This window comes from Pseudomonas sp. D1-1, from assembly GCF_051132225.1.
In the GTDB taxonomy this organism is placed as follows: Bacteria; Pseudomonadota; Gammaproteobacteria; order Pseudomonadales; family Pseudomonadaceae; genus Aquipseudomonas.
The window spans coordinates 1,858,334-1,882,356 of record NZ_CP071676.1 but is presented as its reverse complement, the minus strand read 5'-3'; the positions used below and the strand labels follow the sequence as shown (position 1 = coordinate 1,882,356).

Annotated in this window: 23 protein-coding genes, 2 tRNA genes and 3 rRNA genes; 16 read left to right on the top strand and 12 right to left on the bottom strand. The window is 58.5% G+C overall.

Annotated features, from left to right (window positions below; all coding sequences use genetic code 11):
* The first annotated feature begins 34 nt into the window (after positions 1-34).
* Positions 35-982, top strand: a complete 948-nt coding sequence (locus J3P86_RS08630; RefSeq protein WP_305495957.1) for an AraC family transcriptional regulator — start codon at positions 35-37, stop codon at positions 980-982.
* A 179-nt stretch (positions 983-1,161) separates the two neighbouring features.
* Complete coding sequence (locus tag J3P86_RS08625; RefSeq protein ID WP_434699941.1) at positions 1,162-1,371, top strand: hypothetical protein; 210 nt, start codon at positions 1,162-1,164, stop codon at positions 1,369-1,371.
* A 476-nt stretch (positions 1,372-1,847) separates the two neighbouring features.
* On the opposite strand, the gene J3P86_RS08620 is transcribed toward J3P86_RS08625, so the two are convergent.
* The gene (locus tag J3P86_RS08620) at positions 1,848-2,306 is read right to left on the bottom strand and encodes an SRPBCC family protein (protein ID WP_434603372.1); all 459 of its coding nucleotides are present in this window, start codon (positions 2,304-2,306) and stop codon (positions 1,848-1,850) included.
* Between the two features lie 124 nt (positions 2,307-2,430).
* Here J3P86_RS08620 and J3P86_RS08615 point away from each other — a divergent pair, with 124 nt between their 5' ends.
* Positions 2,431-2,832: a lysozyme inhibitor LprI family protein gene (locus tag J3P86_RS08615; RefSeq protein WP_434574251.1), complete on the top strand. Its 402-nt coding sequence runs from the start codon at positions 2,431-2,433 to the stop codon at positions 2,830-2,832.
* A gap of 94 nt (positions 2,833-2,926) precedes the next feature.
* On the opposite strand, the gene rrf is transcribed toward J3P86_RS08615, so the two are convergent.
* The 5 genes from rrf to J3P86_RS08590 form a co-directional block, all read right to left on the bottom strand.
* Positions 2,927-3,042, bottom strand: a 5S ribosomal RNA gene (gene rrf, locus J3P86_RS08610).
* Positions 3,043-3,191: 149 nt separating this feature from the next.
* Positions 3,192-6,083, bottom strand: a 23S ribosomal RNA gene (locus J3P86_RS08605).
* Between the two features lie 251 nt (positions 6,084-6,334).
* A tRNA-Ala gene (locus J3P86_RS08600) sits at positions 6,335-6,410 on the bottom strand.
* 27 nt (positions 6,411-6,437) lie between these two features.
* Positions 6,438-6,514: transfer RNA gene (locus J3P86_RS08595), tRNA-Ile, on the bottom strand.
* Between the two features lie 65 nt (positions 6,515-6,579).
* Positions 6,580-8,118, bottom strand: a 16S ribosomal RNA gene (locus J3P86_RS08590).
* Together the 16S, 23S and 5S rRNA genes with 2 tRNA genes alongside form the textbook arrangement of a ribosomal RNA operon.
* 678 nt (positions 8,119-8,796) lie before the next feature.
* Here J3P86_RS08590 and rhtA point away from each other — a divergent pair.
* A complete protein-coding gene (gene rhtA, locus J3P86_RS08585; RefSeq protein WP_434699939.1) occupies positions 8,797-9,684 on the top strand; it encodes a threonine/homoserine exporter RhtA in 888 nt (295 codons plus the stop codon).
* Positions 9,685-9,851: 167 nt separating this feature from the next.
* Complete coding sequence (locus J3P86_RS08580; RefSeq protein ID WP_434699937.1) at positions 9,852-10,133, top strand: hypothetical protein; 282 nt, start codon at positions 9,852-9,854, stop codon at positions 10,131-10,133.
* Positions 10,134-10,141: 8 nt separating this feature from the next.
* On the opposite strand, the gene J3P86_RS08575 is transcribed toward J3P86_RS08580, so the two are convergent.
* On the bottom strand, positions 10,142-10,711 hold the full coding sequence (locus J3P86_RS08575; RefSeq protein ID WP_434625039.1) for a TetR/AcrR family transcriptional regulator: 570 nt from the start codon (positions 10,709-10,711) through the stop codon (positions 10,142-10,144).
* An 89-nt stretch (positions 10,712-10,800) separates the two neighbouring features.
* On the opposite strand from J3P86_RS08575, the gene J3P86_RS08570 reads away from it, so the two are divergent.
* The gene (locus J3P86_RS08570) at positions 10,801-11,529 is read left to right on the top strand and encodes an SDR family oxidoreductase (protein ID WP_434699936.1); all 729 of its coding nucleotides are present in this window, start codon (positions 10,801-10,803) and stop codon (positions 11,527-11,529) included.
* A 32-nt stretch (positions 11,530-11,561) separates the two neighbouring features.
* Positions 11,562-12,152, top strand: coding sequence for a 2-hydroxychromene-2-carboxylate isomerase (locus tag J3P86_RS08565; protein WP_434603360.1), 591 nt, complete (start codon positions 11,562-11,564; stop codon positions 12,150-12,152).
* 9 nt (positions 12,153-12,161) lie between these two features.
* Here J3P86_RS08565 and J3P86_RS08560 read toward each other — a convergent pair whose 3' ends face one another.
* From J3P86_RS08560 to J3P86_RS08540, 5 genes are all read right to left on the bottom strand, one after another.
* The gene (locus J3P86_RS08560) at positions 12,162-13,970 is read right to left on the bottom strand and encodes an aminopeptidase P family protein (protein ID WP_434699934.1); all 1,809 of its coding nucleotides are present in this window, start codon (positions 13,968-13,970) and stop codon (positions 12,162-12,164) included.
* Positions 13,971-14,019: 49 nt separating this feature from the next.
* Positions 14,020-15,186: an aminotransferase class V-fold PLP-dependent enzyme gene (locus J3P86_RS08555; protein ID WP_434699932.1), complete on the bottom strand. Its 1,167-nt coding sequence runs from the start codon at positions 15,184-15,186 to the stop codon at positions 14,020-14,022.
* Between the two features lie 162 nt (positions 15,187-15,348).
* Positions 15,349-15,963: a LysE family translocator gene (locus J3P86_RS08550; RefSeq protein ID WP_434569284.1), complete on the bottom strand. Its 615-nt coding sequence runs from the start codon at positions 15,961-15,963 to the stop codon at positions 15,349-15,351.
* Between the two features lie 96 nt (positions 15,964-16,059).
* Positions 16,060-16,326 carry a hypothetical protein gene (locus J3P86_RS08545; RefSeq protein ID WP_434603355.1) on the bottom strand — a complete coding sequence of 89 codons (267 nt, stop codon included), beginning with the start codon at positions 16,324-16,326 and terminating at the stop codon, positions 16,060-16,062.
* 65 nt (positions 16,327-16,391) lie between these two features.
* Positions 16,392-16,805, bottom strand: a complete 414-nt coding sequence (locus tag J3P86_RS08540) for an antibiotic biosynthesis monooxygenase (RefSeq protein WP_434625051.1) — start codon at positions 16,803-16,805, stop codon at positions 16,392-16,394.
* Between the two features lie 92 nt (positions 16,806-16,897).
* Between J3P86_RS08540 and soxR the strand changes: the two genes are divergently transcribed.
* The 9 genes from soxR (at position 16,898) to J3P86_RS08495 (ending at position 23,787) form a co-directional block, all read left to right on the top strand.
* A complete protein-coding gene (soxR, locus tag J3P86_RS08535) occupies positions 16,898-17,350 on the top strand; it encodes a redox-sensitive transcriptional activator SoxR (protein WP_434700614.1) in 453 nt (150 codons plus the stop codon).
* A 281-nt stretch (positions 17,351-17,631) separates the two neighbouring features.
* Complete coding sequence (locus J3P86_RS08530; protein ID WP_434673896.1) at positions 17,632-18,846, top strand: PepSY-associated TM helix domain-containing protein; 1,215 nt, start codon at positions 17,632-17,634, stop codon at positions 18,844-18,846.
* Positions 18,843-19,385 (top strand): thiamine pyrophosphate-binding protein, encoded by a 543-nt coding sequence (locus J3P86_RS08525; protein WP_434699930.1) that lies wholly within the window; start codon positions 18,843-18,845, stop codon positions 19,383-19,385. The genes J3P86_RS08530 and J3P86_RS08525 overlap by 4 nt, the downstream gene beginning before the upstream one ends.
* Positions 19,382-19,708, top strand: coding sequence for a hypothetical protein (locus tag J3P86_RS08520; protein ID WP_434569290.1), 327 nt, complete (start codon positions 19,382-19,384; stop codon positions 19,706-19,708). Before J3P86_RS08525 ends, J3P86_RS08520 begins: the two co-directional genes overlap by 4 nt.
* Positions 19,705-20,280: a DUF6162 family protein gene (locus J3P86_RS08515; protein ID WP_434699928.1), complete on the top strand. Its 576-nt coding sequence runs from the start codon at positions 19,705-19,707 to the stop codon at positions 20,278-20,280. The genes J3P86_RS08520 and J3P86_RS08515 overlap by 4 nt, the downstream gene beginning before the upstream one ends.
* A gap of 35 nt (positions 20,281-20,315) precedes the next feature.
* Positions 20,316-21,245 (top strand): metal ABC transporter solute-binding protein, Zn/Mn family, encoded by a 930-nt coding sequence (locus J3P86_RS08510; protein ID WP_434699926.1) that lies wholly within the window; start codon positions 20,316-20,318, stop codon positions 21,243-21,245.
* Complete coding sequence (locus J3P86_RS08505; protein ID WP_434699924.1) at positions 21,242-21,994, top strand: metal ABC transporter ATP-binding protein; 753 nt, start codon at positions 21,242-21,244, stop codon at positions 21,992-21,994. The genes J3P86_RS08510 and J3P86_RS08505 overlap by 4 nt, the downstream gene beginning before the upstream one ends.
* Complete coding sequence (locus J3P86_RS08500) at positions 21,994-22,893, top strand: metal ABC transporter permease (protein ID WP_434569294.1); 900 nt, start codon at positions 21,994-21,996, stop codon at positions 22,891-22,893. Before J3P86_RS08505 ends, J3P86_RS08500 begins: the two co-directional genes overlap by 1 nt.
* Positions 22,894-23,787: a metal ABC transporter solute-binding protein, Zn/Mn family gene (locus J3P86_RS08495; protein WP_434699923.1), complete on the top strand. Its 894-nt coding sequence runs from the start codon at positions 22,894-22,896 to the stop codon at positions 23,785-23,787.
* The last annotated feature ends 236 nt before the right edge of the window (positions 23,788-24,023 follow it).

The window sequence follows — 24,023 nt, the reverse complement described above, 5'->3', positions numbered from 1 at the left end:
CGATCCATTAAATTGGCCAGGGAGATTGATCGGCATGTCGGTATCCACGTCCATCACCATCACGCCCATTAACGGCGTAGATCAGCGTCGCGCCGAGCTGGCGAACCTGATGAAGCGCTTCGCACCGGAATATGGTGTCCACGCAACGGCCATCGAGGCCTTGCACCTGATCCGCAGCGATCAACCCACCGAGGCCTTGCACGTTGTGCACAAGCCCGGGCTGTGCGTGATTGTCCAGGGGCGCAAGGAAGTCACGCTGTCTGACGAGCGCTATGTTTACGATCCGCTCAATTACCTGGTGGTCTCGGTGACGCTGCCGCTGGCCGGCCAGGTGATCGAGGCCAGCCCCGAGCAACCGTACTTGTGCATACGCCTGGACATCGACCCGGCACAGATCTGCCAGTTGATCGCCGATGCCAGCCCAATTGGCGTACCGAGCGAAAGAGCCGATCGCGGATTGTTCCTGGACCGCATCGACGAGCCGCTGCTCGACGCAATGCTGCGTTTGCTGCGACTGCTCGACAGCCCGGACGACATCGCCACCCTCGCGCCACTGGCCCAGAAAGAGATTTTCTATCGACTGTTGCGAGGCGCCCAAGGCAGGCGGCTGCACGAAATCGCTATTCCTGACACACAGACCCACCGCATCAGCCGCGCCATCGAGTGGCTTAACACCCATTACGCCGAACCATTGAGCATCGACAGCCTGGCGCAGATGATCAATCTGAGTCCCTCGGCACTGCATCATCGCTTCAAGGCCGTGACCGCCATGAGCCCGTTGCAATACCAGAAACAGTTACGCCTGCAGGAAGCCCGACGACTGCTGCTGGCGGAGAACAGCGATGTTTCGTCAATCGGCTACAAGATGGGCTACGAGAGCCCCTCGCAGTTCAGCCGTGAATACAGCCGTCTATTCGGCGCCTCACCGAGCAAGGACGTCGCTCGCCTTCGCGCCCAGGCGTTGCAAGCGAGCAGCGCCTGATTCTGCATACAAACAGGATCAGGCAAACCGAGGGCAGTATCCGACTAACGACCCTAGCCACCTCGCCCCTACTCTGAACCCATGCAGCAAGACAACCGTCCGGGCTGCAACGGGTTCAGCAGATTTCGACGTCTGAACGACCCGGCACTCAACCCTTTGATACGACCGGAGTCATTGCCATGAAAACTTTCAATTCCTTGATCGCCGTTACCAGCCTTGTCCTGAGCGCCAGCGCTTTCGCATTGCCAAGCCAGCAACAGGATCGATTCTTTACCCAGTCGCCTGAGCCTTCGCAGTCAGTAGCAGCAGACGGCGCCGATCGCACTCCTGGCGGCCAGACTCTCGCTGCTGATGGCGCTGACCGCACCATCGGACGGCGCCTGGCATGACGGGGCTATCCTTTGGACGAAAAAAAACCCGCCTAGGCGGGTTTTTCAAGGACCAGATTGACTTCCTGTCAGGCACTCCATGCCGGGTCCCATCATCCATGACCCCAAGCACTCCCTGTACTCAGTGGATGGATATAGATTAGAGGGGATCAATAGGCAGAAAAAGACGAGAAAGCAGCGTCGCAACGTAAGCGTTTCGCTATGCGCCACTGTTACTTTTCTACAGGCGAAAAAAAACCCGCCGAAGCGGGTTTTTCCAAGACCATTACGACTCCCTGTCGGTAGCCATCCTTGCAAGGTCGATCGTCCCTGATCCTGAGCACTTCCTGTGCTTCAGTGGATGAGGCTAGATTACGCGTCGGATCCAAAGTGAAACAGAGGACATAGCTACCAAGCCGTGTAAGACATTCGCCATATCACCCCTTCCGGAAACCCTTAGCCCGGTCAGGTAACCGGCGTTTGGTCCTTGGGATCCATCATGGCTTGTTCAGATACTCTTCAATATTGGCCATCTGTTCATCCCAACCACGACTGTCCATTCGGAAAGCCTTGAGTCGACGCGCCTCGGGAATGTCATTGAACCCCGACTCCACTACCTTCAGCAGAGTGCCACCGCCCATGTCTTCAAGCTCGAATAGCACACGCGTCTCGGACTCTTGGGAATAGTCGGTCTGCGGCTCCACTGCGTAAGGATGCCAGCGAAACGAGAACACTCGCTCGGGTTCGACACGCTCCACCAGGACATCCCACACAAGATGCTCATAACCCGGATAGGTAATCTGCCCTTGGGTGCGCTCACCGGCGACAAACCGCTTGCCCGCGAGATCCACGCCAAACCATTGGCCGAAGGCTTCAGCATTGGCCATGGCTCGCCAGACCTGCGAACGCGGCGCCTTCAACAAGATCTTTCTTTCGATACGATCAGATAGATGCATGGGTCGTCACCTCCTGTGTTCAACATTAGGCCTGTAAGACCACAAGGCCAACCGTAAAGTTGTATCAACGCCTTGTTTGGTTACACTCCTCCAGCAGTTTTTACCCCTCATGGAGCGATTGATGATGTACACCCGTTTGTTGCTGCCCCTGATTCCGCTGTTGTTCATTGGCGCTGTCCAGGCTGACGTTTGTACCAACGCCACGACCCAAGGCGACATAAACCAGTGTGCAGCCCAAGAGACAAAGGCCGCCGACAAGGAACTGAACAGCCTGTACAAACAGATCACAGCGCGTTTGAAAGACAATGCCGAGGCCAAGCAATTGCTGGTCAAGGCACAGCGAGCCTGGATTGACTTCCGTGACGCCGAATGCAGCTTTTCTGCTTCTGGTGCCGAAGGGGGGAGCGTCTATCCGATGATTCAGAATGACTGCATTACAGCCCTGACGAAGGCGCGAGTAGAGGCGTTCAAGACGTACCTTAACTGCGAAGAAGGAGACCTGAGCTGCCCGGTACCTGGGGCTTGATTGATGGTGTCGAAGAGGATGTCCTCAGGGCAATTTTCTTGCGGGCAAAACAAAACCCCTACCTGCGTCAGCAGATAGGGGTTTCGGAATTTAATCTTGACGATGACCTACTCTCACATGGGGAAACCCCACACTACCATCGGCGATGCATCGTTTCACTTCTGAGTTCGGGATGGGATCAGGTGGTTCCAATGCTCTATGGTCGTCAAGAAATTCGGTAGCCAGCGCGTGCCTTGCGGTCACGTTCCAGCGAATGGGTATGCGATAGTTTGTGGGTTTTGACTCGAACTTTCGGTTCATTGCGTCTTCACACACCGCAATCTGGCCTCTTTCGAGTCTACAGATTGCTTGGGTGTTATATGGTCAAGCCTCACGGGCAATTAGTACAGGTTAGCTCAACGCCTCACAGCGCTTACACACCCTGCCTATCAACGTCGTAGTCTTCGACGGCCCTTCAGGGGACTCAAGGTCCCAGTGAGATCTCATCTTGAGGCAAGTTTCCCGCTTAGATGCTTTCAGCGGTTATCTTTTCCGAACATAGCTACCCGGCAATGCCACTGGCGTGACAACCGGAACACCAGAGGTTCGTCCACTCCGGTCCTCTCGTACTAGGAGCAGCCCCTCTCAAATCTCAAACGTCCACGGCAGATAGGGACCGAACTGTCTCACGACGTTCTAAACCCAGCTCGCGTACCACTTTAAATGGCGAACAGCCATACCCTTGGGACCGGCTTCAGCCCCAGGATGTGATGAGCCGACATCGAGGTGCCAAACACCGCCGTCGATATGAACTCTTGGGCGGTATCAGCCTGTTATCCCCGGAGTACCTTTTATCCGTTGAGCGATGGCCCTTCCATACAGAACCACCGGATCACTAAGACCTACTTTCGTACCTGCTCGACGTGTCTGTCTCGCAGTCAAGCGCGCTTTTGCCTTTATACTCTACGACCGATTTCCGACCGGTCTGAGCGCACCTTCGTACTCCTCCGTTACTCTTTAGGAGGAGACCGCCCCAGTCAAACTACCCACCATACACTGTCCTCGATCCGGATAACGGACCTGAGTTAGAACCTCAAAGTTGCCAGGGTGGTATTTCAAGGATGGCTCCACGCAGACTGGCGTCCACGCTTCAAAGCCTCCCACCTATCCTACACAAGCAAATTCAAAGTCCAGTGCAAAGCTATAGTAAAGGTTCACGGGGTCTTTCCGTCTAGCCGCGGATACACTGCATCTTCACAGCGATTTCAATTTCACTGAGTCTCGGGTGGAGACAGCGCCGCCATCGTTACGCCATTCGTGCAGGTCGGAACTTACCCGACAAGGAATTTCGCTACCTTAGGACCGTTATAGTTACGGCCGCCGTTTACCGGGGCTTCGATCAAGAGCTTCGCGTTAGCTAACCCCATCAATTAACCTTCCGGCACCGGGCAGGCGTCACACCCTATACGTCCACTTTCGTGTTTGCAGAGTGCTGTGTTTTTAATAAACAGTCGCAGCGGCCTGGTATCTTCGACCGGCGTGGGCTTACGCAGCAAGTGCTTCACCCTCACCGGCGCACCTTCTCCCGAAGTTACGGTGCCATTTTGCCTAGTTCCTTCACCCGAGTTCTCTCAAGCGCCTTGGTATTCTCTACCCAACCACCTGTGTCGGTTTGGGGTACGGTTCCTGGTTACCTGAAGCTTAGAAGCTTTTCTTGGAAGCATGGCATCAACCACTTCGTCACCCAAAGGGTAACTCGTCATCAGCTCTCGGCCTTAAGATCCCGGATTTACCTAAGATCTCAGCCTACCACCTTAAACTTGGACAACCAACGCCAAGCTGGCCTAGCCTTCTCCGTCCCTCCATCGCAATAACCAGAAGTACAGGAATATTAACCTGTTTTCCATCGACTACGCTTTTCAGCCTCGCCTTAGGGACCGACTAACCCTGCGTCGATTAACGTTGCGCAGGAAACCTTGGTCTTTCGGCGTGGGTGTTTTTCACACCCATTGTCGTTACTCATGTCAGCATTCGCACTTCTGATACCTCCAGCAAGCTTCTCAACTCACCTTCACAGGCTTACAGAACGCTCCTCTACCGCATCACTTACGTGATACCCGTAGCTTCGGTGTATGGTTTGAGCCCCGTTACATCTTCCGCGCAGGCCGACTCGACTAGTGAGCTATTACGCTTTCTTTAAAGGGTGGCTGCTTCTAAGCCAACCTCCTAGCTGTCTAAGCCTTCCCACATCGTTTCCCACTTAACCATAACTTTGGGACCTTAGCTGACGGTCTGGGTTGTTTCCCTTTTCACGACGGACGTTAGCACCCGCCGTGTGTCTCCCATGCTCGGCACTTGTAGGTATTCGGAGTTTGCATCGGTTTGGTAAGTCGGGATGACCCCCTAGCCGAAACAGTGCTCTACCCCCTACAGTGATACATGAGGCGCTACCTAAATAGCTTTCGAGGAGAACCAGCTATCTCCGAGCTTGATTAGCCTTTCACTCCGATCCACAGGTCATCCGCTAACTTTTCAACGGTAGTCGGTTCGGTCCTCCAGTCAGTGTTACCTAACCTTCAACCTGCCCATGGATAGATCGCCCGGTTTCGGGTCTATTCCCAGCGACTAGACGCCCTATTAAGACTCGCTTTCGCTACGCCTCCCCTATTCGGTTAAGCTCGCCACTGAAAATAAGTCGCTGACCCATTATACAAAAGGTACGCAGTCACCCAACAAAGTGGGCTCCCACTGCTTGTACGCATACGGTTTCAGGATCTATTTCACTCCCCTCTCCGGGGTTCTTTTCGCCTTTCCCTCACGGTACTAGTTCACTATCGGTCAGTCAGTAGTATTTAGCCTTGGAGGATGGTCCCCCCATATTCAGACAAAGTTTCTCGTGCTCCGTCCTACTCGATTTCACTTCTAAGATCCTTTCGCGTACAGGGCTATCACCCACTATGGCCGCACTTTCCAGAGCGTTCCGCTAAAATCAAAGAAGCTTAAGGGCTAGTCCCCGTTCGCTCGCCACTACTAAGGGAATCTCGGTTGATTTCTTTTCCTCAGGGTACTTAGATGTTTCAGTTCCCCTGGTTCGCCTCTTGCACCTATGTATTCAGTACAAGATAACCATCTTATGATGGCTGGGTTCCCCCATTCAGACATCTCCGGATCACAGTCTGTTTGCCGACTCCCCGAAGCTTTTCGCAGGCTACCACGTCTTTCATCGCCTCTGACTGCCAAGGCATCCACCGTATGCGCTTCTTCACTTGACCATATAACCCCAAGCAATCTGGTTATACTGTGAAGACGACATTCGCCGAAAATTCGAATTTCTCAACTAAGAGAACTCACAAATTTTACCTTAGCCTGAGCCGTTACCAGTGAAAGTAACGTCCAGTCTATCTTTCTATCACATACCCAAATTTTTAAAGAACGATCTAATCAAAAGACTAGAAATCAACATTCAGGCACCGTACGGTGGAATGCTCATTTCTAAGCTTTAAACGTTGGTACCAATCTGTAATGGTGGAGCCAAGCGGGATCGAACCGCTGACCTCCTGCGTGCAAGGCAGGCGCTCTCCCAGCTGAGCTATGGCCCCGTATCGCTACAGGGGACACCATGAAATTGGTGGGTCTGGGCAGATTCGAACTGCCGACCTCACCCTTATCAGGGGTGCGCTCTAACCAACTGAGCTACAGACCCAATCGTCTTCTTCAATGAATCAAGCAATTCGTGTGGGAGCTCATGGAGCCGCTGCGGTCGTCGATTAAGGAGGTGATCCAGCCGCAGGTTCCCCTACGGCTACCTTGTTACGACTTCACCCCAGTCATGAATCACACCGTGGTAACCGTCCTCCCGAAGGTTAGACTAGCTACTTCTGGTGCAACCCACTCCCATGGTGTGACGGGCGGTGTGTACAAGGCCCGGGAACGTATTCACCGCGACATTCTGATTCGCGATTACTAGCGATTCCGACTTCACGCAGTCGAGTTGCAGACTGCGATCCGGACTACGATCGGTTTTGTGGGATTAGCTCCACCTCGCGGCTTGGCAACCCTCTGTACCGACCATTGTAGCACGTGTGTAGCCCAGGCCGTAAGGGCCATGATGACTTGACGTCATCCCCACCTTCCTCCGGTTTGTCACCGGCAGTCTCCTTAGAGTGCCCACCATAACGTGCTGGTAACTAAGGACAAGGGTTGCGCTCGTTACGGGACTTAACCCAACATCTCACGACACGAGCTGACGACAGCCATGCAGCACCTGTCTCAATGTTCCCGAAGGCACCAATCCATCTCTGGAAAGTTCATTGGATGTCAAGGCCTGGTAAGGTTCTTCGCGTTGCTTCGAATTAAACCACATGCTCCACCGCTTGTGCGGGCCCCCGTCAATTCATTTGAGTTTTAACCTTGCGGCCGTACTCCCCAGGCGGTCAACTTAATGCGTTAGCTGCGCCACTAAGAGCTCAAGGCTCCCAACGGCTAGTTGACATCGTTTACGGCGTGGACTACCAGGGTATCTAATCCTGTTTGCTCCCCACGCTTTCGCACCTCAGTGTCAGTATCAGTCCAGGTGGTCGCCTTCGCCACTGGTGTTCCTTCCTATATCTACGCATTTCACCGCTACACAGGAAATTCCACCACCCTCTACCATACTCTAGCTCGACAGTTTTGAATGCAGTTCCCAGGTTGAGCCCGGGGATTTCACATCCAACTTAACGAACCACCTACGCGCGCTTTACGCCCAGTAATTCCGATTAACGCTTGCACCCTCTGTATTACCGCGGCTGCTGGCACAGAGTTAGCCGGTGCTTATTCTGTCGGTAACGTCAAAACAATTACGTATTAGGTAACTGCCCTTCCTCCCAACTTAAAGTGCTTTACAATCCGAAGACCTTCTTCACACACGCGGCATGGCTGGATCAGGCTTTCGCCCATTGTCCAATATTCCCCACTGCTGCCTCCCGTAGGAGTCTGGACCGTGTCTCAGTTCCAGTGTGACTGATCATCCTCTCAGACCAGTTACGGATCGTCGCCTTGGTGAGCCATTACCTCACCAACTAGCTAATCCGACCTAGGCTCATCTGATAGCGCAAGGCCCGAAGGTCCCCTGCTTTCTCCCGTAGGACGTATGCGGTATTAGCGTCCGTTTCCGAGCGTTATCCCCCACTACCAGGCAGATTCCTAGGCATTACTCACCCGTCCGCCGCTCGCCACCAGGTACAAGTACCCGTGCTGCCGCTCGACTTGCATGTGTTAGGCCTGCCGCCAGCGTTCAATCTGAGCCATGATCAAACTCTTCAGTTCAAACATCTTTGGGTTTTGAGAAAACCCTAAACTTGGCTCAGCAATCGTTGGTTACATCTTTGATTTCTCGCGGAGTAACTTGTGATGCTGATAATCTGTTGACTAGCAGTCTGACCCCACAAGCACCCACACGAATTGCTTGATTCAGTTGTTAAAGAGCGGTGGGTTGAGCCTTTCGTCTCAACCGAGGCGCGCATTCTACAGCGCCCCGTGTATCTGTCAAGCGGTTATTTTAAGAAGTTTTCAAAGTTTCGCTTGGAAATCCTTAACAACTTCAACCACTTGCGCTTCCGATCTCTCGTTAGCGGGAGGCGAATTCTACAGCGTTAGTCGCTGCTGTCAACACCTCTTTTTTACCGCTTTCGATCGAGAGGATCGAACCGTCGACAGCGCCCATCAAGCCGGCCTGCCCACTCCTTCCGCGCTTCGATGACCTGAAGCCGCACACTTTCGAAACCCACTTAACTCATTGAAACTCAAGGAGTTTTCCGTTTCGACTGCGCCGGAAGCGGGGCGAATTATAGACATCCAGAATTTGCCGTCAACCATTATTTTCAGTTTTCAGCTGTATATGCACAACTGAACCCCGAGCCGTCATGTATGTAGACTGCGCCGATTGAAATGCGCACTATATTGCTCACCTTGTTTCCCTGCCCTACTTCTGGATGACACTCCGCAATGACTTCACCACATCGCAGCCTGGCAACCACCTTGTATCCGGTTGCCCTGCTACTAATAGCCATGGCATCCATCCAGTCTGGAGCCTCTCTTGCCAAAAGCATGTTCCCTGTAGTCGGTGCGCAAGGCACCACGACGCTACGGCTCATTTTCGCAAGCCTTATCATGTTGATACTGCTGCGGCCGTGGCGAGCCAAACTTACCGCCCAATCCTTGCGCACGGTGATTGTCTATGGGCTGGCGCTCGGCGGCATGAACTTTCTCTTCTATATGTCGCTTCGTACCGTTCCACTGGGCATTGCAGTGGCTCTGGAATTCACCGGCCCCTTGGCAGTCGCTATCTATGCCTCGCGCCGGGCGATTGATTTTCTCTGGATCGCCCTGGCGGTGGTTGGCTTGCTCCTGCTAATACCCACCGGAGCCACCAGCGCGGGCATCGACCTGATCGGAGCCGGCTATGCATTGGGGGCGGGGGTCTGTTGGGCCCTGTATATCCTGTTTGGCCAGAAGGCCGGGGCGGACAATGGTGTGCAGACCGCTGCGCTCGGCGTCATGATCGCAGCCTTGTTCGTAGCCCCCATCGGCATCGTGCATGCCGGGACCGCTTTGCTGACCCCGAGCCTCATCCCTGTCGCCATTGGCGTCGCCATTCTGTCAACCGCCCTGCCCTACACGTTGGAAATGATCTCACTCACCCGCATACCAGCCCGCACCTTCGGCACACTGATGAGCGTCGAGCCTGCGGTCGGCGCGCTATCGGGGCTGCTGTTTCTCCAGGAGTATCTATCCCTGGCCCAATGGGCAGCCATAACCTGCATCATCCTCGCGTCGATCGGCGCTACGTTGACCATGGGCGACTCTGCCAAGCCCGCCATTGCCGCAGATTGATAACGTTCTAACGCAGGTCTGGTATTTATCGCGCATTTAGGCCATGTTTAGCCCCGTAACCTAATGTCAGACATGGATTTTTTCGTACAGGATGTCATGAACGCTTGAAGCGAAAGCGAACGCAGCCGTACGTAGGCATAAGATCCGCGGCGGCATTAAGGACGGGAATGAAACGAATCTTGATACTGATCGCCGTACTAGCGGTTACGGGCTGCGCGGCGACGTCGAAAATCGAAGTCAAACGCGGAAAAAAAGGCCTGCATATCAACTGCTCCGGCCTGTCCTCTTCCTGGGACCAGTGCAGGGCCAGCGCCGCCAACTCATGCGCGCCCAAGGGTTACAAAATCATCGCCAAATCAGGTGACGCCGTTGAGGAGCCTGGGGACTATCCTTTCGGGCTCAATCCAGCCGGATACACCAGCCGCAGCATGATCGTCATCTGCAAATAGGCGGCGCTTCAGCTGGACTGTCGTTCGGCCAGGCGATGGCTGATCTCGTCATGGCTGGACCTGAGAACCTCCTGCTGGAGCTCAGGCGCTGCCAGCATTCGCGCAACAACCAGCGCACCCACGCATTGAGACAGGATCGCCCAAGCCAGGCTATCGCTCTCAAGTATCCGCGCCCAGCTTTCGTGCAGGCGGCAGATCCAGCTTTGCGCGGCCTCACGCACCGACATATCCGAACGCGCAATCTCAGCCCCCAGAACCGGCAAGGCGCAACCAGCCTCGGGTTGCTCCACATGGCTCATGCTCAGGTACTGCTTGAGGCAACGCTCCAGTTTCATCGAGTCCATGACGCCGTTACCACTCAAGCGCTCCAGGCTCTGGCTCAACTCGCGCTCGACGATCGCCTTGAAAAGCTCATCCTTGGATGAGAAATGGCTGTAGAACGCCCCGCCGCTAAGACCGATCGCCTTCATCAGGCCATCTACCCCGACCGTCGAAAATCCTGATTTCTTGGCCGACATGGCACTGCTGGTCAGCAGTTTCTCTCGGGTTTCCATCTTGTGATTGGCTGAATAACGCATGTGCTTGCCTCTGGATGCTCATCTTGACGCTCGGCGAATCTTAGCATAACGTCCGTTTAGCTAACGACCGTTTACCAATGAGGCCAATCATGAATAACAAGAAGGTGGTACTGGTAGTGGGAGCTGGCGATGCTACTGGTGGCGCGATAGCCCGGCGTTTCGCTCGGGAAGGCTTCGTGGCCTGCGTCACTCGCCGCAACGCTGACAAGCTCGAAGCTTTGGTCGATGAAATCCGTACCCAGGGCTGTGAAGCCCACGGTTTTGCCTGCGACGCACGCAAGGAAGATGATGTGATCGCACTGATCGAGCAAATCGAGGAGCAGGTTGGCCCGATCGAAGCCTTCGTATTCAACATCGGCGCCAACGTGCCTTGCAGCATTCTCGAAGAGACGGCTCGCAAATATTTCAAGATTTGGGAAATGGCCTGCTTTTCAGGTTTCCTCAATGCTCGAGAAGTAGCCAGGCGCATGGTCAAACGTCAGCGCGGCACGATCCTGTTTACTGGCGCCACGGCAGGCTTGCGCGGGGCATCAGGGTTCGCCGCATTTGCGGGGGCCAAGCATGGCATCCGGGCCTTGGCCCAGAGCATGGCGCGAGAATTGGGGCCGATGAATATTCATGTAGCCCATGTTGTGGTGGATGGCGCCATCGACACTGACTTCATCCGCGATAATTTCCCGGAAAAGTACGCAACCAGGGCAGAAGACGGCATCCTCGGCCCGGAGCACATCGCCGAAAACTATTGGTACTTGCATACCCAGCCGCGGGATGCCTGGACCTTCGAACTGGATCTGCGCCCCTGGAACGAACGCTGGTAAGTCTCCCTCACAACAATAAGAGAAGCGTAGCCATGAACAGATCCGTCGAGTTTTTTTTCGACCTGGGCAGCCCGACCACCTACCTGGCCTATACCCAATTGCCCGCGCTCTGCGCTGAAACCCATAGCGAGCTCATCTATCGCCCCATGCTTCTGGGCGGCGTATTCAAGGCAACGGGCAACGCGTCGCCCGTTACCGTGCCGGCCAAGGGGCCTTATCTGTTCCAGGACTTGAACCGTTTCGCCAAGCGCTACGGTGTCGACTTCAAGCTCAACCCGCATTTTCCAATAAACACATTGCTATTGATGCGCGCCGTCACGGGCATGCAACTGCGTCATCCGGATCGTTTCGAGACTTTCACGAGCTGTCTGTTCCGGGCGCTCTGGGTGAATGCCCGCAACCTCAACGACCCGGCAACAGTCGCGGCCGTGCTGGACGAAGGGGGTTTCGACCCTGCCTATGTGCTTGCCCTTACAGCCGACGAGCAGGTCAAGGAAACATTAAGGAGCACAACCGAAGAGGCCGTGCGCCGAGGTGTGTTCGGTGCGCCGAGCATGTTTGTCGGCAACGAGATGTTCTTTGGCCAGGATCGCCTGGACTTCGTCCGTGAAGCCCTCGGCTGACCCTATGCTTCAGATTGCCGCTGTCCGTGTGTTCAGCCATTGCAGCGCAGCGCCATCGAGCAGCGGACTCAAGCGACGCTGAACCTCGCCGTGGTAGGCGTTGAGCCAGTCCTTTTCGTCCTGGTTCAGCAACGACGGCTCAAGGCAGCGGGTGTCGATCGGGCACAACGTCAGGGTTTCGAATGCGAGGAATTCGCCGAACTCGCTGCTGCCCGCCTCCCGGTTCAACACCAGGTTCTCGATACGAACACCCCAGCGACCCGGGCGATAAGTACCCGGCTCGATGGACGTGATCATGCCCGGCTGCATGGCGGTCTGGGGTGCAGCGGCAGCCTGATAGGCAATCACTTGCGGGCCCTCGTGGACGTTGAGGAAATAGCCGACACCGTGGCCGGTGCCATGACCGTAATCCACCTGTTCAGCCCAGATCGGCGCCCTGGCGATGGCATCCAGCAGAGGCGACAGAATGCCCTTGGGGAATTTGGCCCTGGACAAGGCAATTACGCCTTTGAGCACGCGGGTACAGTCACGCTTCTGCTCCGACGTCGGTGTCCCGACCGGCACCATGCGGGTGATATCGGTCGTACCGCCAAGGTACTGGCCGCCCGAATCGATCAACAGCAAGCCATCTCCCTCAATGACCGCGTGCGCCTCTTCGGTGGCGTGATAGTGAGGCATCGCGCCATTGGCATTAAACGCCGCGATGGTATTGAAGCTCAAGGAGACGAACTCCGGCCGGCGCTTGCGCGCTGCGGTCAGGTGCTCATCGATGGTCAGTTCAGTGATGCGCTCATGGCCCCAGGCACTTTCCAGCCAGGCAAAAAATTCGCAGAGCGCCGCTCCGTCCTGCTCCATGGCTCGACGGATGTGCTCGGCATCGGCCGGGCTTTTGCGCGATTTGGCCAGTGTTGTGGGGTTGAGCACTTCGACGAGTTTCACGCCGCTGTCCAGATTGTCCAGCAAACCGACCGTGACCCGGGCCGGATCGACCTGCAGGCTCGCGCCGCTCGGCACTTCACGCAACGCAGTGGCCACTTCGCTGTAGTCGCGCAGCGTTACGCCGTCTTGCTCAAGAACAGAACGCAGCGCAGCGTCGACCTTGTTCAAATCCACAAACAGCGTCGCCTGTTGCTGGCTGATCAGGGCAAAGGAGACGAATACCGGATTGAATGACACATCCGCGCCGCGCAGGTTGAACAGCCAGGCGATGTCGTCCAGGGTGGCGATGAAATGCCAATCCGCAGCACGCTCCTTCAGGGCTTCGCGCAACTGGGCGATTTTCTCGACACGACCGATCGTGGCTTGCGGCGGCAAATGCGCGTAGACCGGTTGATCCGGCAGGCTCGGACGATCGGTCCAGGCTTGTGCGAGCAGATCGATGTCGGTACGCAACCGTGCGCCACGCTCTTGCAGCTTGCTGCTCAGGGTCCGCGCCGATGCCACCGCCATGACCGCACCATCGACCGCTACCGCCCCCCCTTCAGGCGTGTTTTCGGCCAGCCAGTCCAACGGCCCGGGCTTTCCGGGGATGAGTTTGACCAGCTCGATGCCGCTGCCTTCCAGTTCGCTGGTGGCTTGTTCCCAGTAACGACTGTCCGCCCAGACCCCGGCGAAATCCGCGGTCACGATCAATGTACCGACCGAGCCATGGAACCCGGACAACCATTGGCGCCCTTGCCAGTACCCAGGCAGATACTCCGAAAGATGCGGGTCGGCGGAAGGCACCAACAGCGCATGGATGTCCTCCTGGCTCATCAATTGGCGAATTCGGGCCAGGCGCTGGGGAACCTGTCCCGGGGTCGAAGGCTGGGTACTCATCATCACTCCTGCTAATCAATTTTATTGTTCGATGCCGAATGCGTTCGGCTCAGGGGGTTGCCGCCCAGAAGGCCGGCGCGGCAACACAGGCGGCCTTGATCAATCGCACCGCCTCATCAATGTCCTGTCCGCTGGTAAAGCGGCCCAGGCTCAAACGAATGGTCCGCCCGGCCGCGCGTGCATCATGCCCAAGGGCGAGCAACACGTGGGATGGAGTGTTTTGCGCCGAGTTGCAAGCCGAGGTCGCGGAGAATGCCATCGTTGCGCCCAGCGTCGCCAGGTTGAACTCACCTTCGTTGAACGTCAGGCTCACCGTATGGGGAATGCGACAGTTGGCACTGCCATTCATACACACACCGGGCAAGGCCAGCAAAGGTTCAAGCAAACGATTGCGCAGTCGGGCGATGTCGGCGAGTTCTTCCTCAAAGGCCTGCGCCGCCAGCTCGAATGCCGCGCCCATCGCGGCAATCTGATGGGTCGCCAAGGTCCCGGAGCGCAAGCCACCTTCATGACCGCCGCCATGGATCTGGGCCGACAGCCGCGGGCGCGCGCGATCACCAACATAAAGTGCGCCGATCCCCTTGGGGCCGTAGATCTTGTGTGCGGAAAACGACATCAAGTCCACCGGCCACCGGGCCAGGTCGATGCTCACTTTTCCCGCACCCTGGGCCGCGTCCATATGAAACAACGCGCCATGCGCTCGAACGATCTCGCCAATGGCGATGGCGTCATTGACCGTGCCCAACTCGTTATTGACCAGCATCAGCGACACCAGGAAAGTGTCTTCGCGGAGCGCCTCGCGAACCGCTTGCGGGTCGATCAGGCCATCAGCGCACGGCGCCAGCCAGGTTACCGCGACGCCACTTTCCTCGAGCTGCCTGACCGTATCGAGAACGGCCTTATGTTCGATCAGGCTGGTAATGACGTGGCCGCCACGCGCTTCACGCGCCTGGGCCACGCCCTTGAGGGCCAGGTTATTGGATTCGGTGGCGCCGGAAGTCCAGACGATTTGTCCGGCCTGAGCACCCACCAACCGAGCCACCTGCTGGCGCGCCAGTTCCACCGAGCGCCGGGCCTCCTGGCCGAAGGCATGAGAGCTGGAGGCCGGGTTACCGAAGTTACCGTCGAAACCCAGGCATTGGACCATGACCTGGATCACCCGCTCGTCCACCGGGGTGGTGGCGGCGTAATCAAAATACAAAGGACGCTTATTCATAAGGAAGCTCGCAGAATCTGTTCCAAGACCAGATGCCCTCGTTGGGTTCGAGACATAGCTTTAACTGATCAAGACCTTAAAAGAAGTCGGACTTCATTTAAAAGTGCGTAGGAACGCTCCTGAAACAGCGAGCTTAGCAGGCATCGCGTTGAAGCTCAGCCCTTAACTCACGCTTTCGAGCAACAACGGATACAGCGACGCGACCAACAGCAGCGCCATGCCCCAGTTGAAGACACGCAGCCACCGGCGATCCTGCAACAAGTTGCGCAGCAGGCTGCCGCAGACTACCCACAGGCTGACGCTAGGCAGGTTGATCAACGCAAACACCGCCGCGATCACCACCACATTGAAAAAGTAACCTTGCAGAGGCGTATAGGTGCTGATGGCGCCGATGGCCATGATCCAGGCCTTTGGGTTGACCCATTGGAACGCTGCTGCGCCCCAGTAGCTGATCGGCTTGTTCTCACCCGCGCCGCCGTCCGAGACAGGACCGGAGTGGGCGATTTTCCAGGCCAGGTATATCAGATATGCCGCACCGACGTAGCGCAGCACGGTGTAGAGCAGCGGATATGTCTGGAACACCGCGCCCAGCCCAAGGCCCACCGCCAGGACCAGGGAAAAGAAGCCGCAAGTGATGCCGAGCATGTGCGGGATGGTCCGGTTGAAGCCGAAATTCACACCCGAGGCCAGCAACATGGTGTTGTTGGGGCCGGGCGTTATCGAGGTCACCAGGGCAAACAGGGCGAAGCCCAGCAGCAGGTCAAGCGAGAGGGTCATGGCAGGTCAATCCGTCGGGGCAGTCAGGAGTTGACCCTACCCCACGTCCCGGCGCAAACCCATGGACAGTTAGGCAAAACTTCTGGCGGTACAGTCTCAGCTCGACCGGCCCGGTGCCTGGACTGTCTGCTCGGCGCTCATCTCGCCGCGCTCGTCGAAGCCGACGTTTTTCTGCGAAGGACCGAGCAATTCGGCTTTCTTCGCATGGTATTCATCAAACGAAAGCCCCCGCCGATTCAAGGCTTCGAGGGCCAGCTCACGGGATTCCTCGGCGGTGTAAGGACGCAGCTCCGGGGACGACGAAGCGCAACCGCTCAATACGGTGACAGTCAACAGCAACAAGACAGCAAGGATACGATTCATGGCGGGTGTCCGATGTTCAGTTGGGCGATGAACAAAGGCTACCCGCCGGCACTTGGCGGCAGAAATCAACGCTTTTGATAATGGGTATCGCCCTCTCGGATCTCCCGTTGCGCTTGGTTGACCAACGGGCAATGCAACGCATCGTCCAGGCTGCGCTCGATGTTGCGCAGCACCTGGAACGAGCCAAACGTCACCGCTTTGGCCCGATGCGCCTGGATGAACTGCCAGAAACTTTCCTCACCATTCTCAACGCTGCGGAACGCCGCTTCACCCGCCTCGCGGGTTTGCCATTGCAGGTAATTAAGCACCCGACGTCCGTCCTCGCTGACCTGGATACTGGCATTGAGGAAACCCGAATGATCACGAGCCAGGCGCTCGGTCTGCGCTGACAGGGCGTTGACCAGCGTCTGCTGCCACTGAGGCTCGATGTCGAACTCGATCAACTGCGTGAAGCTGCGATGACCACTTGGCGATTGCATGAAAAGTCCCCCGTTCAGGTAAGGCGGATCTTGCGATCCAAAGGCCTGCAGGGTAAAACCTCCAGTTAAGTCAAGGTCAAGCGGTGATTCAGGTGACGACGTCGATCAACATTCACAAGGAACTGACCGTCGGCCAGGTGGCCGCCCGCAGCGGCGTGGCGGTCACCGCGCTGCACTTCTATGAAACCAAGGGCCTGATCAAAAGCACGCGCAACCCGGGCAACCAACGTCGTTACCCCCGGGCCGTCCTGCGGCGCGTGGCGCTGATCAAAGTCGCCCAGCGCCTGGGCATACCCCTGGCGGAAATTGGCGAGGCGCTGAAAAACCTGCCGGACAACCGTGCGCCCACGGCGGCCGACTGGAAGACCCTGTCAGCGCAGTGGAGCCGGAACCTGGATGACCGGATCAATCAACTGATCGCATTGCGAGACCGGCTCAACGGTTGTATCGGCTGCGGCTGCCTGTCGATGGAAAATTGCCCGCTGCGCAACCAGGCTGATGTGCTCGGCAAACGCGGGCCAGGGGCGCATTTGCTGGAACCCTGAGACGTTCGTCGGCCTATGAGTCCTGCCGTGGTTGCGTGGAAGGTGCTTGGGGCCGCTGCGCAACCCAGCGGGAGCGAGCTCCCTCGCCACCAGAAGACCGAGCGCCTGTTCGAGAACGCGAAACATTTTCTTTCATCTTCCCTTTCAGGATTCCGGCTGCTCGTTCGTCTTAATTAGATACAGCAGGCCGCGTCGGCAAAAGCCACGGCCGGCTTTTCCAGGTTTCATGGTGTTGCGAAGCCCGCGACACGGAACCTTTCATCGAATCAAGACGCTCAATCATGTCGAAGAAGTCCCGCTCCAAACTCTGGTTCCTGGTTCACAGCTGGCTGGCGTTGCCCATCTGGTTTTTCGTTCTGATCGTTTGCGTCACCGGTACGCTGGCGGTGGTCAGCCAGGAGATCGTCTGGCTGGTCAATCCGGAAATGCGCGCCAGCAAGCCCGCCGATGATGCGCCGTTGCTCAGCTACGACCAGGTCGTTGCCGCCATCAAGCAAGCCCAGCCCCTGACTCAGGTGCAAAACATTGTGCGTCCGGACGAGTCGCACTTCGCCCTGGAGGTCAAGGTCACCTACCCCGACGGTCGCCCCGACACTGTTTACGTCAACCCCTACAGCGGCGTCATCCAGGGCTCGGCACCGGCCTTCAACTTCAGGGGGTTCACCCGTGCATTGCATGGCTGGTGGCTGGTGCCGTTCACCAACGGCTACAGTTGGGGCTGGTACCTGGTGTCCTTCCTCGGCCTGCCGATGCTCGCGTCGCTGGTGACCGGGCTGGTTGTATATAAACGTTTCTGGAAAGGTTTTTTCAGCCCGACCCTGCGTATTCGCCACGGGGCCCGCATTTTCTGGGGCGATTTCCATCGGCTCAGCGGCATCTGGTCGATTTGGTTCATTGCCGTCATTTCCATCACCGGCACCTGGTTCCTGATCGAGGCCACGCTGGCCGATAACGGCATTTCCATCTCCAGTGCTCCGGTCGTCCCCGTGGTGGCCCGGGAAAACGTTCCGCTGTCGACGGGTGGTACGCCTCCGCCGCAACTGAACCTGGACCGCGCCATTGAAATTGCCCAGCAGCGGATCCCGGGCCTGGAAGCGAGTTTCGTCAGCCTGCCCGGCAATGCCTACAGCCATCTGGAAGTCGGCGGACGCGGCTGGTATCCGCTGATGTACCAGACGGCGACCATCAATCCCTACAACGGTGATGTCGACGCTTCCCGATTGTTGTCGGACCGCACGGCGCTGGAGTTCGTGACCGAATCCATGCGCCCGCTGCACACCGGGGATTTCGGTGGCCTCTGGATCAAGCTCATCTGGTGTTTCTTCGGCCTGGTGCTAAGCATGATGGTCCTCAGCGGCCTGCTGATCTGGACCAAACGCACGGCGCTGGCGACCGCCAACGCCCTCAAGCGCAACCAGAAACCTGTGCGGCCAGCCCAAACCACGCCGCAACTGCAGCCTTCCATGCACCGTGACTCACCGGAGGGCAGCCTGTGAACCCGTCCACTACGACAACATCACCGTCACGCCTGGGCCAGTTCTGGCATAAATGGCGCTTCCATATCAACGTCCTGTTGCTGCTGATTCCCCTGGGTTTCATGCCCAAGTACTTGTCGGAGGCCGCGTTGTTCCGAGGCGACGGCGGGCTTGGCGAGCGGGAAGTCGGCGAAGTCCAGGTGGGCCCCTGGAGCTTGCGCCTGGCGGAGTTTCGCGACGAAGCGCCACGCACCCAGGGCCCCGCCGGGCCGATGAAACACTTCAACGCCGCCCTGTGCCAGCGCTGCATCAGCGAGGTTAAAGCCACCTATCTGCGCATCGGCAAGCCCCGCAGCCTGCGGGCCGCCGGGGTGATTTTCTTCGGCTCGCCCTATCGCATGGGTGCCTTGTTGCCGGTGCCGAAAAAGACCCAGCCAGACGCCGAACTGTGGATCACCCTCGAAGGCTGGGACGGCTCGATGCATCAAGCTTCCATCCCCCTGAGCCAGGCCTCCCCGGCCACCGTCGCCTGGTTGCAATCCCAAGGAGCCCGACCATGAACCTCCGCGCCTCTTTCAACAGCCTGGCGCTGCTGCTCTGCGCAGGCTTGAGCACCAGCGCCCTGGCCCACAATCCGATGTGCGAATGCAAGGCTATCGACGCTGAACAGATTCAGTGTACTGGCGGTTTTTCCGATGGCAGCGGCGCCCCCGGAGTGACGCTGGACGTGATCGGCTACGACGAAACCATCCTGGTCCCCGGCAAGCTCGGCGCCGACTCGACGTTGACCTTCAAGAAACCCAACGCCGAGTTCTACGTACTTTTTGACGCCGGCCCCGGCCACGTCGTGGAAATCGACCAAGCCGACATCGAGGCCCCATGAGCGCACCCACCACCCAGGTCATCCGCCCCGCCGGTGCCGGCCACGAAACCCTGTATGTATTGTTGCTGTGCCTGATTATCCTGCTGGGCGCCGGTTCGGTCGTGGCCTGGCATGGGGAAACCCGGGATGTTGCCCACCTGGACGCCCATCAATTGGACGCACGCCGCGACCTCAGCGCCGCCGAGCAAGGCATTTATGCCGACCTGCGGGTGACACTGGATGAGATCCGGATCCTGCGCGAGAGCGAGCAAGCCCTCCCCGGTCCGCAAGTCCTGGCCGATGAAGGCTTCGCCCCGTTCGCCCAAGACGCCAGTTCCGTCAGCCGCGGCGGCCACGCCTGGCAATTGCTGGCAGACCGAGCCTACTTCGGCGCGAGCGCCAATTCGTCCGTCGCAGGCTCCTTTCTGATGCGCATCAGCGAAGTGCCCGATGCGTCCCCGGACATCTGGCTCAACCGCGGCAATCCTCCAACCACCCCTACCACGTTGGACGACGCCGCTTTGTCCGCCGCCGGCTGGCAACAGATCGTCGCGCAATTCGACGCTGGCGTAACCCGCCAGCATCGGCATTGACCCCACGCCTTCACTCCAGAGAAGACCGCTTGCCCATGTCTATTGCACCTTCACGCCGCCCCTTGCTGCGCCTGCTGCTGATTGGCCTGCTCGCCTGCCTGTTCACTCCCATGGCCAGCGCCGAAACGGCCAAGCGCCTGCGCATCGGCATCACCCTGCACCCTTATTACAGCTACGTGGCCAACATCGTCGGCGACAAGGCCGAGGTGGTGCCGTTGATCCCAGCCGGCTTCAACCCTCACGCCTATGAACCCCGCGCCGAGGACATCAAGCGCATCGGCGGGCTCGATGTGATCGTGCTCAACGGTGTGGGTCACGACGATTTCGCCGACCGCATGATCGCCGCCAGCGAAACCCCGGACGTGAAGGTGATCGAGGCCAACGAGAACGTCCCCTTGCTCGCCGCCACCGGCACCGCGGCGCGGGGCGCGGGCAAAGTCGTCAATCCGCATACGTTCCTGTCCATCAGCGCCTCCATTGCCCAGGTCAACAACATCGCCCGGGAACTGGGCAAGCTCGACCCGGACAACGCCAAGACCTACACGCAGAACGCCCGGGCCTACGGCAAGCGCCTGCGGCAGATGCGCGCCGCCGCCCTGGCCAAGCTGACACAGGCGCCGAACGCCGAGCTGCGGGTCGCCACGGTACATGCCGCCTACGATTACCTGCTGCGCGAATTCGGCCTGGAAGTGACTGCCGTGGTCGAACCGGCCCATGGCATCGAGCCAAGCCCCAGCCAGTTGAAAAAGACTATCGACCAGCTGCGTGAGCTGGACGTGAAGGTGATCTTCTCGGAGATGGATTTTCCATCCACCTACGTCGACACCATCCAGCGTGAATCGGGAGTGAAGCTGTACCCGCTGTCGCACATTTCCTACGGCGACTACAGCGCCGAGAAATACGAAAAGGAAATGACCGGCAACCTCGACACCGTGGTCCGGGCGATCGAGGAGTCCGGCGCATGACGGCTCAGGAACCCCTCATCCAGCAACATGTCGGCCCGATGATCGAGTTCGCCGACATCAGCCTGAATCTTGGGCGCACCGCGATTCTCGACAATGTGGCCTTTCAGGTACAAGCCGGCAGCATCCATGCACTGGTCGGCCCCAACGGCGGCGGCAAGAGTTCGCTGATCAAGACCTTGCTTGGACAGATGCCGCACCAGGGGCGCTTGAGCCTGCAATGGCCGGGCGAACCCGGCGTCATCGGCTACGTGCCCCAGGCGCTGGAATTCGACCGGGGCCTGCCCATGACGGTGGACGACTTCATGGCGGCCATGTGTCAGCGGCGCCCGGCCTTCCTCGGTTTGAGCAAGCATTATGCTGGCGCCATCGGTCAGGCCCTCGAGCGGGTCGGCCTGCAGGACAAGCGCAAGCGACGCATGGGCGCGCTGTCCGGTGGCGAGCGTCAGCGGGTATTGCTGGCCCAGGGATTGATCCCGCCGCCGCAACTGCTGGTACTGGATGAACCCATGTCGGCTTTGGACGAGGCCGGCATCCAGGTATTTGAACGCTTGCTGCAGGACTGGCGCCAGGCCGGCATTACCGTGCTCTGGATCGAGCACGACCTGGAAGCCGTCGGACGCCTGGCCGATCACGTCACCGGGCTGAATCGACGGGTGTTGTTCGACGGCCCGCCGCGCCAGACCCTGACCCCGGAACGGCTGCTGACGCTGTTTTCGACCCATCCACGTGCCAACGGGAGCGCCGCCTGATGAGTTATGAAGCCTTCCGCCTGATGGTCCAGGGTTGGGCCTCCTCCGGTTACCTGCCCGAGGCGCTGGCCTATGGTTTTGTGGTCAACGCCTTGCTGGCCGGGCTGTTGATCGGCCCGGTGCTGGGCGGCCTCGGCACGCTGGTGGTGGTCAAGCGCTTTGCGTTTTTCTCCGAAGCGGTGGGCCATGCGGCGCTGACCGGCGTGGCCGTCGGCATCCTGCTCGGCGAACCCTACACCGGGCCCTACGGCAGCCTGTTCGGCTACTGCCTGCTGTTCGGCATCCTGCTCAATTACCTGCGCAACCGCACCGGCCTGGCCCCGGATACGTTGATCGGCGTCTTCCTCTCGGTGTCCCTGGCCCTGGGCGCGAGCCTGCTGCTGATCCTGGCGGGCAAGATCAATGTGCACATCCTGGAAAACGTGCTGTTCGGCTCAGTGCTGACGGTCAACGGCAATGATCTCGCGGTGCTGGCGGTGGTCGGTTCGCTGGTGATGGCGCTGGCGCTGCCGCTGTACAACCGGATCATGCTCGCCAGCTTCAACCCGCAGCTGGCGGCGGTACGCGGGGTGGCGGTCAAGACGCTGGACTATCTGTTCGTGGTCCTGGTGACGCTGATCACTGTGGCGGCGGTGAAAGTCATCGGCGCGATCCTGGTGGGTGCGTTGCTGGTGATTCCGGCCGCGGCCGCGCGTTTGCTCAGCCAATCGTTGAAAGGTTTTTTCTGGTGTTCGGTGCTTATCGCAACCGTCAGTACTTTATGCGGGATCCTGGCGCCGATCGTTTTCGACCTGCCGATCCCGTCCGGTGCCGCGATTATTCTTGTGGCCGGCATCGCCTTCGCCCTGAGCGCCATCGCCCGTGGCGTCGTCCCCCATCTGAAAGGGAATCTTGGATAAATGGTTTTTTCATTACGACAATTGGTCTGGGCTCTAGCCCTCGGCGGCGCAGTGATCACCTCGTCGATGGCCGCCGAAAAGACCCAACTGCTGGCCTCGCTGCCCGTCACCTACGGGTTGGGCGAGGCCTTGCTCAAGGGCACCGACGTCAGCCTGGCCCGGGCCGCTCCGGACAATCTTCCCGGCACCCGGCAAAGCGCCTATTTCAGTGGCCGTGGCGCCCCGGCCCTGAGCAAGCTGGCCGGCGAGGCCGACGCGGTGATCGGGCTGCGTTCGCTCTGGCCGGACGATCCGCTGTACCCCATGGCCCGCCGCAGCAATATCCGTATCGTTGAAATCGACGCTGCTCGTCCGGTGGACGGCGCCCTGCCCGGCATCGCCATACAGCCGGGCATGACCGACGGCCTGGCGAGCCAGCCGTGGATGGCCAGCCACAATCTGGGGCGGATGGCCGACGTGATCGCTGCTGATCTGGTGCGCCTCGTCCCGGCGGACAAACCGAAAATCGATGCCAACCTGGCGGCACTCAAGCAGCGCCTGCTCAAGCTCAGCGCCGACAGTGAAAAGCGCCTCGCCAGCGCTGACAACCTGAGCGTGGTCAGCCTGAGCGAGCACTTCGGTTACTTGATCAGTGGCTTGAACCTGGATGGCATCAACACCGATGCCCGCCCCGACGCCGAATGGACAGCCGAAGCCCTGAAGCAGCTGACAGCCACGCTCAAGGAGAACGATGTCGCACTGGTGCTGCATCACCGACAGCCGCCGGAAGCTGTGAAAGCGGCCATCGCCGAAGGCGGTAGCCAACTGCTGGTGCTGAGCACCGACGGTGCCGATCCGGTGGCGGAACTGGAAAACAACGTGGAGCTGGTCGTCACCGCACTGACGAAAGGCTGACAGCCATCCCCTGTGGGAGCGAGCCTGCTCGCGAAGGCGTCGACACATCCAACATCGATGCCAGCTGACACACCGCTTTCGCGAGCAGGCTCGCTCCCACATTTTTGATCGAGGGCGGACCTGGATTCCGGGCCCACTGGGCATCCCCTGTGGGAGCGAGCCTGCTCGCGAAGGCGTCGACACATCCAATATCGATGCCAGCTGACACACCGCTTTCGCGAGCAGGCTCGCTCCCA

Excerpts from the sequence above, each read along its gene's own strand:
- J3P86_RS08630 (WP_305495957.1), top strand. The coding sequence starts at position 35 with ATGTCGGTATCCACGTCCATCACCATCACGCCCATTAACGGCGTAGAT.
- J3P86_RS08625 (WP_434699941.1), top strand. The coding sequence starts at position 1,162 with ATGAAAACTTTCAATTCCTTGATCGCCGTTACCAGCCTTGTCCTGAGC.
- J3P86_RS08620 (WP_434603372.1), bottom strand. The coding sequence starts at position 2,306 with ATGCATCTATCTGATCGTATCGAAAGAAAGATCTTGTTGAAGGCGCCG.
- J3P86_RS08615 (WP_434574251.1), top strand. The coding sequence starts at position 2,431 with ATGTACACCCGTTTGTTGCTGCCCCTGATTCCGCTGTTGTTCATTGGC.
- rhtA (WP_434699939.1), top strand. The coding sequence starts at position 8,797 with ATGACTTCACCACATCGCAGCCTGGCAACCACCTTGTATCCGGTTGCC.
- J3P86_RS08580 (WP_434699937.1), top strand. The coding sequence starts at position 9,852 with ATGAAACGAATCTTGATACTGATCGCCGTACTAGCGGTTACGGGCTGC.
- J3P86_RS08575 (WP_434625039.1), bottom strand. The coding sequence starts at position 10,711 with ATGCGTTATTCAGCCAATCACAAGATGGAAACCCGAGAGAAACTGCTG.
- J3P86_RS08570 (WP_434699936.1), top strand. The coding sequence starts at position 10,801 with ATGAATAACAAGAAGGTGGTACTGGTAGTGGGAGCTGGCGATGCTACT.
- J3P86_RS08565 (WP_434603360.1), top strand. The coding sequence starts at position 11,562 with ATGAACAGATCCGTCGAGTTTTTTTTCGACCTGGGCAGCCCGACCACC.
- J3P86_RS08560 (WP_434699934.1), bottom strand. The coding sequence starts at position 13,970 with ATGAGTACCCAGCCTTCGACCCCGGGACAGGTTCCCCAGCGCCTGGCC.
- J3P86_RS08555 (WP_434699932.1), bottom strand. The coding sequence starts at position 15,186 with ATGAATAAGCGTCCTTTGTATTTTGATTACGCCGCCACCACCCCGGTG.
- J3P86_RS08550 (WP_434569284.1), bottom strand. The coding sequence starts at position 15,963 with ATGACCCTCTCGCTTGACCTGCTGCTGGGCTTCGCCCTGTTTGCCCTG.
- J3P86_RS08545 (WP_434603355.1), bottom strand. The coding sequence starts at position 16,326 with ATGAATCGTATCCTTGCTGTCTTGTTGCTGTTGACTGTCACCGTATTG.
- J3P86_RS08540 (WP_434625051.1), bottom strand. The coding sequence starts at position 16,805 with ATGCAATCGCCAAGTGGTCATCGCAGCTTCACGCAGTTGATCGAGTTC.
- J3P86_RS08530 (WP_434673896.1), top strand. The coding sequence starts at position 17,632 with ATGTCGAAGAAGTCCCGCTCCAAACTCTGGTTCCTGGTTCACAGCTGG.
- J3P86_RS08520 (WP_434569290.1), top strand. The coding sequence starts at position 19,382 with ATGAACCTCCGCGCCTCTTTCAACAGCCTGGCGCTGCTGCTCTGCGCA.
- J3P86_RS08515 (WP_434699928.1), top strand. The coding sequence starts at position 19,705 with ATGAGCGCACCCACCACCCAGGTCATCCGCCCCGCCGGTGCCGGCCAC.
- J3P86_RS08510 (WP_434699926.1), top strand. The coding sequence starts at position 20,316 with ATGTCTATTGCACCTTCACGCCGCCCCTTGCTGCGCCTGCTGCTGATT.
- J3P86_RS08505 (WP_434699924.1), top strand. The coding sequence starts at position 21,242 with ATGACGGCTCAGGAACCCCTCATCCAGCAACATGTCGGCCCGATGATC.
- J3P86_RS08500 (WP_434569294.1), top strand. The coding sequence starts at position 21,994 with ATGAGTTATGAAGCCTTCCGCCTGATGGTCCAGGGTTGGGCCTCCTCC.
- J3P86_RS08495 (WP_434699923.1), top strand. The coding sequence starts at position 22,894 with ATGGTTTTTTCATTACGACAATTGGTCTGGGCTCTAGCCCTCGGCGGC.